Below are 12,329 nucleotides of genomic sequence, written 5' to 3'. Positions count from 1 at the left end.
ACAATGTGCGCATGAGCCGCACCGAACCGCCCACCCTCACCGGCCACTTCCTGATCGCCATGCCGGGCCTGGCCGAGCCGCCGTTCTCGCGCGGCGTGGCCCTGCTCTGCCAGCACAACGAGGAAGGCGCGGTGGGCCTGCTGGTGAACCAGCTCTCGCAGTACCGCTTCGGCGACGTGCTGGCGCAGATGAAACTGGAATGCAACGACCTCGAGCTGGCCGACGCGCCGGTGCTGATCGGCGGTCCGGTGCAACAGGAGCGCGGCTTCGTGCTGCACCGCGAGCCCGGCCACTGGGAGTCCAGCTACCGCATCAACGCTTCATGGTCGGTGACCACCTCGCGCGACATCCTGGTGGCGATGGCCGCCGGCGAAGGCCCACGCCAGGCGACCATGGTGCTGGGCTACGCGGGGTGGGACGCCGGCCAGCTGGAGCAGGAGCTGATGGCGAACGCCTGGCTCACCGCCGAGGCCTGCGAGCGGGTCGTGTTCGACACCCCCCTGGAGGACCGCTGGAGCGCCGCTGCCGGCCTGGTCGGCGTCGATCCGCTGCAGCTGCCCGGCTACGCGGGCCACGCATGAGCTGCGCGTTTGGTTTCGACGTCGGCAGCAAGCTGATCGGCGTCGCCGTGGGCCATCGCCTCGCCGCCAGTGCCCGCGCGCTGGGTACCGTGGCGATGCGCGACGGCGCACCGGACTGGTCCGCATTGGATGCGCTGCGCGCACAGTGGTTGCCCGAGACCCTGGTGGTGGGCCTGCCGCTCACCCTCGACGGCGGCGACCAGCCCGCCACGCGCCGCGCCCGCCGCTTCGCGGAACAGCTCAAGTCGCGCTACGACACCGCCGTGACGCTGGTGGACGAACGCCACAGCTCGCAGGAGGCCGCACGCCGCTTCGCCGCCGCCCGTGCCGCCGGCCTGAAGCGCCGCCGCGATGCCGCCACCATCGATGCCGAGGCCGCCGCGGTGATCCTCGAACGCTGGCTGACTGCGGCCCCCTTTCCTTCCGACTCTTCTCCAGCACACACGCCATGAGCCCACGCCTGCGCCACCTCACCACGCTGGAACATCTGCCGCGCGCCAGCATCGAACGCCTGCTCGACCGCGCCATCGCGCTGCGCGACGCCTGCGCGCACGGCACCCGCAAGCTGGACACGCTGGCCGGGCGCACCGTGCTCAACCTGTTCTTCGAGCCGTCCACGCGCACCCGCACCTCGTTCGAGCTGGCCGCACGCCGGCTGGGCGCCGACGTGATCAACTTCGACATCGGCTTCTCCTCCACCGCCAAGGGCGAGGCGCTGTACGACACCCTGCACACGCTGGAGGCGATGCACCTGGACGCGATCGTGGTGCGCCACAAGGTTTCCGGCACGCCGGAAGAACTGGTGCGCCACGCCATGAGCGGCGTGTCGGTGGTCAATGCCGGCGACGGCAACCGCGCCCATCCCACCCAGGGCCTGCTCGACGCGCTGACCATCCGCCAGCACCGGCCGGATTTCGAGAACCTGGTGGTGACGATCTGCGGCGACATCCGCCACTCGCGCGTGGCGCGCTCGGACGTACATGCGCTCAGCGCGATGGGCGTGGGCGAGATCCGCTTCTGCGGCCCCGCCGCGCTGCTGCCGGAGGCTTCCGAGTTCCCGCAGTGCCGCTACACCGAGGATTTCGACAGCGCCATCGAGGGTGCCGACGTGGCGATCATGCTGCGCCTGCAGAAAGAACGCATGGCGGCCACCGACCTGCCCGACGAGGGCGCCTATTTCCGCCATTACGGCCTCGACGCGCGCCGCCTCGCCCGCGCCGCCAAGGGCTGCCTGGTGATGCACCCGGGCCCGCTCAACCGCGGCATCGAGATCGCCAACGAAGTGGCCGACGGCGCGCAGTCGCGCATCCTGGAACAGGTGGCCAACGGCGTGTTCGTGCGCATGGCCGTGCTGGCCGAGCTGCTGGCGCGCTGAGCGCCCCCTATCCTGGCGGCAGATGGCCGTCCATTTTGCATCGCAGCAAGCCGCAAAGCGGGCATAATGCGCGCTGCGGCATTCACCACCCGGGGAACACCATGCAATCGAGGACGCGCTTCATCGCGCTGGGGCTGGCCTGCGTCGCGCTGGCGGCCTGCTCGCACAAGGACAAGAACGCGCCGCTGGCCTTCGTGCCGGCGGATACGCCGTATGCGGTCGCCAACCTGGCCGTGCTGGATGACGACACGCGCCAGGCGCTGCTCGCCCAGGCCGACCTGCAGTTGCCGTCGCAAGTCGCCCAGATGGAGGCTTTCGCCGCGCGCGAACAGGTCAACGATCCGGATGCCGCGCGCCTGGTGCGCGCCTTCGCCGCCGAGTTCAAGGGCAAGACCATCGAAAGCTTCGCCCAGGCCAATGGCCTCGATCTCAAGGGCCGTTTCGCGCTCTACGGCGAAGGCATGGCGCCAGTGCTGCGCATCGAGCTGAGCAACCCCCAGGCTTTTGATGGCTTCGTGGGCCGGCTGGAAACCGCCTACGGCAAGAAGCTCGATACCGCCACGATCGGCACGCAGGGCTACCGCCGGCAGGTGTTCGCCGCGTCCGGTACCCAGCTGGTTCTCGCCGTGGCCGGCAAGCAGATGGTGGCGGCGATCCTTCCCGCCGATGCCGCCATGCCGCTGCTGCGCCAGGTGCTGGGCCTGGATCGCCCGGCCAAGAGCCTGCAGGACGATGGCCGCCTCACCGCGCTGGCCAGGGACAAGGGCTACGCGAAGTGGCTGGTCGGCCAGCTCGACCTCACCCGTGCGTTGCCGCTGGTAGTTTCCGGCAACGATCCGCTGATCGCGGCGATCGAGAAGGCCCACGCCAGCACCGAGTCTGCCAAGACCGGCGAACCGGTGGCGAACCTCCTGAAGGCCTCGCCCAGCTGCGCCCCCGAAGCCAGCCGCATCGCCGCGCGCGTGCCGTCGATGAGCTTCGGCTATACCCGGCTGGACGCGAAGCACCAGGACGGTCGCTTCGACCTGGCGCTGGCCGACGACATCGCCAAGGCCTTCAGCGGTCTCAAGGTGGAACTGCCCGGGCTGGGCAGCGGCGGCAATACGGCGCCGTTCGACCTCAGCATCGCGCTGCCGGTAACCGACTTGCGCAAGTTCTGGTCGGCCCAGGCCGATGCGGTGGCAGCCAAGCCGTTCACTTGCCCGATGCTGGTCGATCTCAACGACGGTTTCGCCAAGCTGGGCGAGACGGCATCGAAGGCGGCGATCCCGCCGTTCGGCAACCTGCTGGGCCTGCGCATCGCCCTGGACACGCTGAGTGCCGACAAGACCAGCAGCCTGCCCGACTTCACCGGCCGCATCGTGCTGGGCACCAGCGACCCCGCCGGCCTGCTCGCCACGGGCCAGATGATGGTGCCGGCACTGGCCACGCTGAAACCGGCCGCCACCGGCGCGCCGGTGGCGCTGCCCAAGGACATGATCGCCATGCTCGGCGAGCCGGCATGGCTGGCCACGGACGACAAGGCACTCGCACTGGGCATAGGTGCCGGCGAGGACGCCAGGCTCACCGGCACGCTGCACGACCCGAGCGGCGAACCGGGCCAGATGGCGCGCATGCACCTGAGCGGCGCGATGTATCTGGACTGGCTGAAATTCATGGAGATGAAATCCGACAGCCTCGCCGCCGCAGCCGCCGAGATGAGCAAGAGCGACGAACCCACGATCAACGGGGAGACCACGCCGGCCGACGAGGCAGCCCAGGCCGCCGCCGACGCGGCCCGCTCCAAGGCGCAGTTCGCCGCAATGGAGGCTCAGGCGCAACGCGTGGACAGCATCGACGCCGAGATGCACGTGGACGACAGCGGCATCGTGATCACCAGCCAGACCACGCTGAAATAAACCCGGTTACATGCCGAAACGAAGAGGGTGCCCGCGGGCACCCTCTTCGTTTCTACGGGTTTGTAGGAGCACACCCTGTGCGCGATGGCTCTGGCGCCGATCGACATCAGAGCCATCGCGCACAGGGTGCGCTCCTACAGCAGCATCGGACTCCTCCCGAGGGGCACAGCTCAGCGGTGCAACAGGCCACCACCGAAACTGTCGCCACCGCGGGCCTGCTCCACCTCCACGCCCTCCAGACCCTGCGACAGCGTGTGCGCGTCGCCGCCCTGCGCCAGCTTGATGCGCAGGCGCACCTCGTTCGCGCTGTCGGCATGGCGCAGCGCATCCTCGTAGCTGATCTCGCCGGCGTGGTACAGCTCGACCAGGCTCTGGTCGAAGGTCTTCATGCCGAGCAGGTTGGATTCCTTCATCACGTCCTTGAGCTTGTGGATCTCGCCCTGGCGGATGTAGTCCTGCACCAGCGGCGTGCCCAGCAGGATCTCCACCGCCACGCGGCGCGCCTTGCCATCAGGGGTGGGAATCAGCTGCTGCGCCACCACGCCCTTGAGGTTCAACGACAGGTCCATGAACAACTGCTGGCGGCGATCCTCCGCGAAGAAGTGCAGGATGCGGTCCATCGCCTGGTTCGCGTTGTTCGCGTGCAGCGTGCACAGGCACAGGTGGCCGGTCTCGGAGAAGTTGATCGCGTGCTCCATCGTCTCGCGCGTGCGCACCTCGCCGATCATGATCACGTCGGGCGCCTGGCGCAGGGTGTTCTTCAGCGCGTTGTCCCAGCTGTCGGTGTCGATGCCCAGCTCGCGCTGGGTGATGATGCAGCCTTCGTGCTTGTGCACGTACTCGATCGGGTCCTCGATGGTGATGATGTGCCCGGTCGAGTTCTGGTTGCGGTAGCCGATCATCGACGCCAGCGAGGTGGATTTGCCGGTGCCGGTGCCGCCCACGAAGATGATGATGCCGCGCTTGGTCATCGCCAGCTGCTTGATCACCGGTGGCAGGTTCAGTTCCTCGATGGTGGGGATCTTCGACTCGATCCGGCGCAGCACCATGCCCACGCAGTTGCGCTGGTAGAAGCACGATACGCGGAAACGCCCCACGCCCTGCGCGGAAATCGCGAACTGGCACTCGTGGGTCTTCTCGAACTCCTCGCGCTGCGAGGGCGTCATCACGTTGAGCACCATGTCGCGCGACTGCTGGATGGACAGCGGGCTCTGCGTGATCGGCACGATGCGCCCCTGCACCTTCATCGACGGTGCCACGCCAGCCGTGATGAACAGGTCCGAAGCCTGCTTGTGCACCATCAGCTTGAGGAAGGAGGTGAAGTCGAAGTCGCTCATGGTCCTGTCTCCTCCGGGAGACGCAAATCAATGGAACGGCCGCGAAGCCGCGGTCATGCCTGCCGGCGCTTACCGGAACAGATCCTTGTTCTTGGCGTAGCCGGACGCCTCCTGGCGCGACACCAGGCCGCGCTTGACCAGGTCCTGCAGGCACTGGTCCAGCGTCTGCATGCCGAACTGCTGGCCGGTCTGGATCGCCGAATACATCTGCGCCACCTTGTCCTCGCGGATCAGGTTGCGGATGGCCGGCACCGCCACCATGATCTCGTGCGCCGCGATGCGGCCGCCGCCGGTCTTCTTCAGCAGCGACTGCGAGATCACCGCGCGCAGCGACTCGGACAGCATCGAGCGCACCATCGGCTTTTCGCCCGCGGGGAACACGTCGATGATGCGGTCGATGGTCTTGGCCGCCGAGCTGGTATGCACGGTGGCAAACACCAGGTGGCCGGTTTCCGCGGCGGTGAGCGCGAGGCGGATGGTCTCCAGGTCGCGCAACTCGCCCACCAGGATGAAATCCGGATCCTCGCGCAGCGCCGAGCGCAGCGCCTCGTTGAAGCCGTGCGTGTCGCGGTGGACTTCGCGCTGGTTGACCAGGCACTTCTGCGAAGTGTGCACGAACTCGATCGGATCCTCGATCGTGAGCATATGCCCGTATTCGTTCTTGTTGATGTGGTCGACCATCGCCGCCAGCGTGGTCGACTTGCCCGAGCCGGTGGGGCCGGTCACCAGGATCAGGCCCTGCGGCTGCTCGATCAGTTCCTTGAAGATGCGCGGGCAGCCGAGGTCCTCCAGCGTGAGCACCTCGGAGGGAATGGTACGGAACACCGCACCGGAGCCGCGGTTCTGGGTGAACGCATTGACGCGGAAACGCGCCAGCCCGGGGATCTCGAACGAGAAGTCGGTCTCCAGGAATTCCTCGTAATCGCGCCGCTGCTTGTCCGACATGATGTCGTACACCAGTGCGTGCACCTGCTTGTGCTCCAGCGCCGGGATGTTGATGCGGCGCACGTCACCGTCCACGCGGATCATCGGCGGCAGGCCGGCGGAAAGGTGCAGGTCCGATGCCTTGTTCTTCACCGAGAAGGCAAGCAGTTCGGCGATGTCCATCAGGGGTTCCCCTCAACCGGTCGTCAGGATGCTGTGGCGATGGCTGCAGCGGAAAGGCGATGTGCGGGCACGGCACGCGACGCAACGCGCGAACGCGGCCCGGCCATCCGGCTCCCCCTTGCAGCGAGCCGATACTACTCGCGGCACGGGTCGCGCGGCCAGCTTTCGCGGCGGTTTGCGCACCCGGTCACCAAAGGATGCCCGAAGCAGTCGCTGCGCGGGCTCGGGCACGCCTTCGGCGCAGGGCGCAGCGTGTTTGAGGGCGCATGTCGGCGCCGGCTCCGGTAAGGTATGCGGCCGTCTCCATCATCCAGGGTTTTCGCATGACACGCATCGCCTTCATCGGCGGCGGCAACATGGCCCGCAGCCTGATCGGCGGCCTGCTGGCCACCGGCCTGGCGCCCGCCGACATCCGCGTGGCCGACCCGTTGGCCGAAACCCGCGAGCGGCTGGGCCGCGACTTCGGCGTGGCCACCTGGGCCGAGAACCGGCTGGCCGTGGCCGACGCCGACGTCATCGTGCTGGCGGTGAAGCCGCAGGCCATGCCCAAGGTGCATGGCGAACTGCGCATCGCGCTGCAGGGCCGGCGCCCGCTGCTGATCTCGATCGCCGCCGGTGTGCGGCTGGATCAGCTCGAACGCTGGCTGGGCGCGCTGCCGATCGTGCGCTGCATGCCGAACACCCCCGCGCTGATCGGCGCCGGTGCCACCGGCCTGTGCGCGAACGGCCGGGTCAGTCCCGCGCAACGGGCGCAGGCACAGCACATCATGGACGCCGTCGGGATCACCCGCTGGATCGCCGACGAAGCGCTGATGGACACCGTCACCGCGCTCTCCGGCTCCGGTCCGGCCTACTTCTTCGCCCTGGTCGAGGCGCTGGAGGAGGCCGCCGTGGCGCAGGGCCTGCCGCGCGAGACCGCCCGTGCGCTGGCCGCGCAGACCTGCCTCGGCGCCGGCCGCATGCTGGAGGGAAGCGGCGAGGATCCTGCCGAGCTGCGCCGACGCGTCACCTCGCCGAACGGCACCACCCAGGCCGCGCTGGAAAGCTTCGCCGCGGATGGCCTGCCGCGCATCACCGCACGCGCCATCGCCGCCGCCACCCGTCGCGGCGCCGAACTGGCCGACGCCCTGGATCAGGAATCGCACTCGTGAGCTACCTCCTCAACGCCATCGCGCTGCTGGTCGAACTGGCCTTCGACGCCGTCGCCACCTTGTTCCTGCTGCGCCTCGCCGCCGAAGCCTGCCGCGCGGATTTCCACAACCCGCTCAGCCAGTTCATCTACCGCACCACCAATCCGGTGCTGGCGCCGATCCGCCGCGTGCTGCCGAACTGGCGCCGCATCAACCTCGCCGCCCTGCTGGTGGCCTGGCTGGCGATGTTGCTGAAGCGGCTGGTGCTGTTCGCGCTGATGGGGCTGGTGCCGCACATCCTCGGCCTGGTCGTGCTGTCGCTGGCCGAGCTGCTCGACTTCGCGCTGCTGTTCTACCTGGTGCTGGTGTTCGGCTGGTCGCTGATGAGCATGTTCGCCCCCGACCAGCGCCAGCCGCTGCAGCGCCTGCTCGGCGTCATCGTCGACCCGCTGATGCGACCGCTGCGCGGGCGGCTGGTGGTGGGAATGATCGATTTCTCGCCGACCGTGGTGATCATCGGGTTGCTGTTGGCGCGGATTCTGGTGGCGCAGCCGCTGCTCGACTTCGGGATGCAGTTGGCGGTGGTGGGCTGATCCCCACAAACGAGGGGCGATGCATGTCGCCGCAGGACGTCCAGGCCGCTGGCCCACGTCGAAAGTCACGCCACCGGCCCGATCCGGCCGCCCCCCCGATCCGCTAGCATGCGCCGACATTCTTCCGGAACCCTGCGCATGAAAGCGAGCCCACACCGCCCGACCTGTTGCCTGCTGGCCGCGTCCGTCGTCATCGCCCTCGGCGGTTGCAACAGCGCGACGCCACCGCAGGCATCGAACACTGCCGCGCCCATTGCCTCCACCGCCCCGGCCCACGCCGCGACGGCAGCGACGGTTCCCGCGACCAAGGCGGATGTGGTCGCCGCGAACGTCGACAGCTCGGTGAATCCCGGCGACGATTTCTTCAGCTACGCGAACGGCGCATGGCTCAAGAAGCATCCCATCCCTGCCTCCGAAGCCACCTGGGGCATCGGCAAGCTGGTGCAGGAGGATCTGTACGGCAAGCTGCGCAAGATCAGCGAGGATGCCGCCGCGAAGAAGGATGCCGCAGCGGGCAGCGACGAGCAGAAGATCGGTGATTTCTGGAGCACGGCGACGGACACCGGCCTGGCCGAGCGCGAGGGCCTGGCGCCGCTGAAGCCGGAGCTCGACCGCATCGACGCCATCAAGGACGCGCCGGGTGCGCTCGACGAAGCTTTCGCGCTGCAACCGCTGGGCGTCGACGCGCTGTTCGACTTCGGCGTGCAGCAGGACGAGAAGCAGAGCGACGTGATGGCGGTCCACCTGAGCCAGGGCGGGCTCGGCCTGCCCGACCGCGACTACTACTTCAACACCGAGGCCGGCGTGGCCAAGGTGCGGGCGGCTTACGTCGTGCATCTGCAGCACATGTTCAAGCTGCTGGGCGAGGACGATGCCGCGGCGAGCGCCAGCGCCGACAAGGTGATGGCGTTCGAGACCGCGCTCGCCAAGGTGTCGCGCCCGCTGGCCGACCTGCGCGATCCGCAGAAGAACTACAACAAGATGTCTCCCGCCGAGCTGACCCGCAAGTACACGCCGGGCATCTTGTGGAACCGGCAGCTGCAGGCGTGGAAGCTGGATCCGTCCTACGTCATCGTCGGCCAGCCCGAGTTCTTCGGCGGCCTGCAGAAACTGCTCGCGCAGACGCCGGTGCCGGTGCTGCGCGACTACCTGCGCGTGCATCTTGTCGACGATTACGCCGCCACGCTCAGCAAGCCCTTCGACGACGAGCACTTCGACTTCTACGGCCGCGTGCTCACCGGTCAGCAGGAACAGCAGCCGCGCTGGAAGCGCGCGCTGCGCGCGGAGAACCGCGCCATCGGCATGATCCTCGGCCGCATCTACGTGCAGGACTATTTCCCCGCGAAGACCAAGCAGCGCTACAACGACCTGGTCGAGGCGGTCCGCACCGCCTACGGCGAGCGCATCAGGAAACTGGACTGGATGAGCCCCGCCACCAAGGCCAGGGCGCTGGAAAAGCTCGCCGCGGTGACCAAGAAGGTGGGCTACCCGGACAAGTGGAAGGACTACTCCGCGCTGCAGATCGGCCGCGATTCGTGGGCGCAGAACGAGATGAACGCGCGACGCTGGGCCTTCAACGACCAGGTGTCGAAGTTCGGCAAGCCGGTCGACCGCAGCGAATGGGACATGACGCCGCAGACCTACAACGCCTACTACAACCCGTCGAACAACGAGATCGTGCTGCCGGCCGCGCAGTTCATGATCCCGGGTTTCAAGGATGACGAGATCGATGACGCCGTCGTGTACGGCTACGCCGCCGCCTCGACCATCGGCCACGAGATCACCCACGGCTTCGACGACCAGGGCCGCCAGTTCGACGCCAAGGGCGACCTCGCCGACTGGTGGACGAAGGAGGACGCGCAGAAGTTCAACCAGCGCGCCAGCGTACTGGTGAAGCAGTTCGATGCCTACGAACCGCTGCCCGGCCTGCACATCAACGGCAGTGCCAGCCTCGGCGAGAACATGGCCGACCTGGGTGGCGTGCTGATCGGGCTCGATGCGTTCAAGCAGACCGGGGAATACAAGAAAGGCGGGAAGATCGCCGGCTACACGCCGCTGCAACGCTTCTTCCTCGGTTACGCGCTGGGGTGGATCTTCGAGGAACGCGACGCCATGCTGCGCCGGGCCCTGCTCAGCGACGTGCATGCCCCGGCGAAGTGGCGCGTGAACGGGCCGCTGTCGAACATCCCGGACTTCTACGAGGCGTTCGACGTCAAGCCCGGCCAGCCGATGTGGCGCGACGCGAAGGATCGCGTGCAGGTCTGGTGAGCGCCACTGCCCTCCCTTGCCCCCTTCCCGCTCGCTGGAAAGGGGCGCGGGAGGGTATGCGATCACTGCGACAGTCCTGCTTCGATCGAACCTCAACTACAACTGGTTGCGAGTACCAAAACAACTACCTACAAAGGTCATCTGGATACAGCCATCGAACGCAATGCGATCATCCGTCATACGTGATTGCTTCGATACGTAAGTGCTGCATGCAAGGCAATCACCTCCGTGCCTGAAAGCCCAGCGGAAAGATAGAGGGAGCGGTGGAGTACTGGTGGCCGGCCTTTTGACAGTATCTCGCCCAAATGTCGTACTTCACCCTGCCCAGGGTGGGCGAAGAGCATGTGCCGCTGCCCCTGGGCCCGGATCTGCTGAGGGCTGTCCGAAACAATCAACCGGCCAGTCACCGCCGGGAGAGGCAACTCATGTGCGTCGCGGAACTTGGGGCCGACCGTCGCAATGTGATCGACCTGCTCAAGCGCAGCGGGATCGATGACTGGAGTCTCGGAATTCGTTGCCAGCACCACCGCCTCGACGCCTTCTGCGGCTGCCTCAGCGCTGTCGAAGGCAGCGATGCAGGTTGAACCCGCCACCGCTTGCATCCGTTCGACAAATGCATCCCGGCGAGCCCTGTTCCTGCTGTATACGCGAACTTCTGCGAGCTGACGCCGGGCGAGAACCGCCAACAACTGCGTCTCCGCCTGCAATCCAGTTCCAATCAACGCGCATCTTGATATGGACGGCGGAGTGAGTGCAGCGAAAGCGATTCCACCGAGCGCACCTGTTCTGATCGCACCGAGCCGCGACCCGAGGCACACGCCTTCAAGTGAACAGGTCGTGGTGTCCCAAACAGCGACAATTTGATCTTCGCCAGCACGGCTGATTGAGTTGAACGATTCGTAGACCCTGAAGCCTGCCACATGCCCAAGACCGCCGGTCGTGAAAGCAATCCTGCCTGCAGGAAATCCGACAGTCTGCCTCGGTGGGGATACCGCCCTTCCTTCGAAATCAGCAATCACGTAATCGGATATGGCATCCATGAACACCATAATCGGAATGCGGTCGATATCGGCATCGCACAGAATTTCCACTTCCATTCCTCCATGCATAACTGACCTTGGATAGACCGGGTTGATGCAGATCAGCCGTAGCGCTGCGCCCACGCCACGACAATGCGATGGATCGCGTCCAGCCCGTCGAACAGTGCCGCCGGCCCCGGCTGCAAAATGATCGGCGACTTGATCTCGTGCAGCTCGCCGTCGCGCACCGCGGGTATCGCCTCCCAGCCCGGCCGCGCCGCCACCTTCTCCGGACGGAAGCGCTTGCCGCACCATGAGCCGAGGATGATGTCCGGCGCGCGCCGCACCACTTCGTCGCCGTTCGCGAGGATGCGCTGCTTCGCCAGCGGCTCGCGCGCCAGTTCGGGGAAGCAATCCTCGCCACCGGCGATCTGCACCAGCTCGGCTACCCAGCGGATGCCGGTGATGATGGGTTCGTCCCATTCCTCGAAGTACACCTTTGGCCGGCGCGGCAGCCGTGCCGCAGCAGCACGAACGCTTGCGATGTGCTGCTCGGCGCTCTGCGCGCAGGCCTCGGCCTTCTCGTGCACGCCGACCATCGCGCCCAGCCGGCGGATGTAGGCGAGGATGCCGTCCACGCTGCGGTGGTTGCTGATCCACACCTCGACGCCGGCCTTGACCAGCTCGCGTGCGATATCGGCCTGCATGTCGGAGAAACCGATCGCCAGGTCCGGCTCCAGCTTCAGGATCTCGCCGATCTTCGCGCTGGTGAACGCCGCGACCCTGGGCTTTTCCCTGCGCGCTTGCGGTGGTCGCACGGTGAAGCCGGAGATGCCCACGATGCGCTGCTGCTCGCCCAGCGCGTAGAGCACCTCGGTGGGTTCTTCGGTGAGACAGACGATGCGTCGCGGAAAGGCATCCGCCATGTTCAGAGCCTGCCCCGTGCCTCTCCGCAGCCCGCGCCGGAAGCTGTTTGCACGCAGGCCAAGGAAGAACGAGGGTACGCGGGGAGAGTCCATGG

At 67.1% G+C, this 12,329-nt stretch carries 11 protein-coding genes; 7 read left to right on the top strand and 4 right to left on the bottom strand.

The genetic code is table 11. From position 1 onward, the window contains the following. The first annotated feature begins 11 nt into the window (after positions 1-11). The 4 genes from ABQJ54_RS18335 (at position 12) to ABQJ54_RS18320 (ending at position 3,854) form a co-directional block, all read left to right on the top strand. Positions 12-581, top strand: coding sequence for a YqgE/AlgH family protein (locus tag ABQJ54_RS18335; RefSeq protein WP_367855774.1), 570 nt, complete (start codon positions 12-14; stop codon positions 579-581). Then, positions 578-1,033: a Holliday junction resolvase RuvX gene (gene ruvX / locus ABQJ54_RS18330; RefSeq protein ID WP_367855773.1), complete on the top strand. Its 456-nt coding sequence runs from the start codon at positions 578-580 to the stop codon at positions 1,031-1,033. The genes ABQJ54_RS18335 and ruvX overlap by 4 nt, the downstream gene beginning before the upstream one ends. Next, the gene (locus ABQJ54_RS18325) at positions 1,030-1,956 is read left to right on the top strand and encodes an aspartate carbamoyltransferase catalytic subunit (protein ID WP_367855772.1); all 927 of its coding nucleotides are present in this window, start codon (positions 1,030-1,032) and stop codon (positions 1,954-1,956) included. The genes ruvX and ABQJ54_RS18325 overlap by 4 nt, the downstream gene beginning before the upstream one ends. Positions 1,957-2,057: 101 nt before the next feature. Beyond that, the gene (locus ABQJ54_RS18320; RefSeq protein WP_367855771.1) at positions 2,058-3,854 is read left to right on the top strand and encodes a hypothetical protein; all 1,797 of its coding nucleotides are present in this window, start codon (positions 2,058-2,060) and stop codon (positions 3,852-3,854) included. A gap of 170 nt (positions 3,855-4,024) precedes the next feature. On the opposite strand, the gene ABQJ54_RS18315 is transcribed toward ABQJ54_RS18320, so the two are convergent. Both ABQJ54_RS18315 and ABQJ54_RS18310 read right to left on the bottom strand, forming a co-directional pair. Beyond that, positions 4,025-5,191, bottom strand: coding sequence for a PilT/PilU family type 4a pilus ATPase (locus tag ABQJ54_RS18315; RefSeq protein ID WP_367855770.1), 1,167 nt, complete (start codon positions 5,189-5,191; stop codon positions 4,025-4,027). Between the two features lie 69 nt (positions 5,192-5,260). After that, positions 5,261-6,298: a type IV pilus twitching motility protein PilT gene (locus ABQJ54_RS18310; protein WP_367855769.1), complete on the bottom strand. Its 1,038-nt coding sequence runs from the start codon at positions 6,296-6,298 to the stop codon at positions 5,261-5,263. Positions 6,299-6,621: 323 nt separating this feature from the next. On the opposite strand from ABQJ54_RS18310, the gene proC reads away from it, so the two are divergent. The 3 genes from proC (at position 6,622) to ABQJ54_RS18295 (ending at position 10,289) form a co-directional block, all read left to right on the top strand. Continuing rightward, positions 6,622-7,449: a pyrroline-5-carboxylate reductase gene (proC, locus tag ABQJ54_RS18305; protein ID WP_367855768.1), complete on the top strand. Its 828-nt coding sequence runs from the start codon at positions 6,622-6,624 to the stop codon at positions 7,447-7,449. Continuing rightward, positions 7,446-8,021: a YggT family protein gene (locus ABQJ54_RS18300; protein WP_367855767.1), complete on the top strand. Its 576-nt coding sequence runs from the start codon at positions 7,446-7,448 to the stop codon at positions 8,019-8,021. The genes proC and ABQJ54_RS18300 overlap by 4 nt, the downstream gene beginning before the upstream one ends. 138 nt (positions 8,022-8,159) lie before the next feature. Then, positions 8,160-10,289, top strand: a complete 2,130-nt coding sequence (locus ABQJ54_RS18295) for a M13 family metallopeptidase (RefSeq protein WP_367855766.1) — start codon at positions 8,160-8,162, stop codon at positions 10,287-10,289. 176 nt (positions 10,290-10,465) lie between these two features. Here ABQJ54_RS18295 and ABQJ54_RS18290 read toward each other — a convergent pair whose 3' ends face one another. Both ABQJ54_RS18290 and ABQJ54_RS18285 read right to left on the bottom strand, forming a co-directional pair. Beyond that, positions 10,466-11,386, bottom strand: coding sequence for a hypothetical protein (locus ABQJ54_RS18290; protein WP_367855765.1), 921 nt, complete (start codon positions 11,384-11,386; stop codon positions 10,466-10,468). Between the two features lie 44 nt (positions 11,387-11,430). Next, positions 11,431-12,234 (bottom strand): ABC transporter substrate-binding protein, encoded by an 804-nt coding sequence (locus ABQJ54_RS18285; protein WP_367855764.1) that lies wholly within the window; start codon positions 12,232-12,234, stop codon positions 11,431-11,433. Positions 12,235-12,329: the final 95 nt, after the last annotated feature.

Origin of the sequence: Rhodanobacter lycopersici (assembly GCF_040812335.1) — a bacterium.
In the GTDB taxonomy this organism is placed as follows: domain Bacteria; phylum Pseudomonadota; class Gammaproteobacteria; order Xanthomonadales; family Rhodanobacteraceae; genus Rhodanobacter_A; species Rhodanobacter_A lycopersici.
This window is presented reverse-complemented; position numbering and strand designations above follow the sequence as displayed.

Bases quoted from the DNA above. Each gene is read 5' to 3' on its own strand.
- ABQJ54_RS18335 (WP_367855774.1), top strand. From the start codon at position 12: ATGAGCCGCACCGAACCGCCCACCCTCACCGGCCACTTCCTGATCGCC.
- ruvX (WP_367855773.1), top strand. From the start codon at position 578: ATGAGCTGCGCGTTTGGTTTCGACGTCGGCAGCAAGCTGATCGGCGTC.
- ABQJ54_RS18325 (WP_367855772.1), top strand. From the start codon at position 1,030: ATGAGCCCACGCCTGCGCCACCTCACCACGCTGGAACATCTGCCGCGC.
- ABQJ54_RS18320 (WP_367855771.1), top strand. From the start codon at position 2,058: ATGCAATCGAGGACGCGCTTCATCGCGCTGGGGCTGGCCTGCGTCGCG.
- ABQJ54_RS18315 (WP_367855770.1), bottom strand. From the start codon at position 5,191: ATGAGCGACTTCGACTTCACCTCCTTCCTCAAGCTGATGGTGCACAAG.
- ABQJ54_RS18310 (WP_367855769.1), bottom strand. From the start codon at position 6,298: ATGGACATCGCCGAACTGCTTGCCTTCTCGGTGAAGAACAAGGCATCG.
- proC (WP_367855768.1), top strand. From the start codon at position 6,622: ATGACACGCATCGCCTTCATCGGCGGCGGCAACATGGCCCGCAGCCTG.
- ABQJ54_RS18295 (WP_367855766.1), top strand. From the start codon at position 8,160: ATGAAAGCGAGCCCACACCGCCCGACCTGTTGCCTGCTGGCCGCGTCC.
- ABQJ54_RS18290 (WP_367855765.1), bottom strand. From the start codon at position 11,386: ATGGAAGTGGAAATTCTGTGCGATGCCGATATCGACCGCATTCCGATT.
- ABQJ54_RS18285 (WP_367855764.1), bottom strand. From the start codon at position 12,234: ATGGCGGATGCCTTTCCGCGACGCATCGTCTGTCTCACCGAAGAACCC.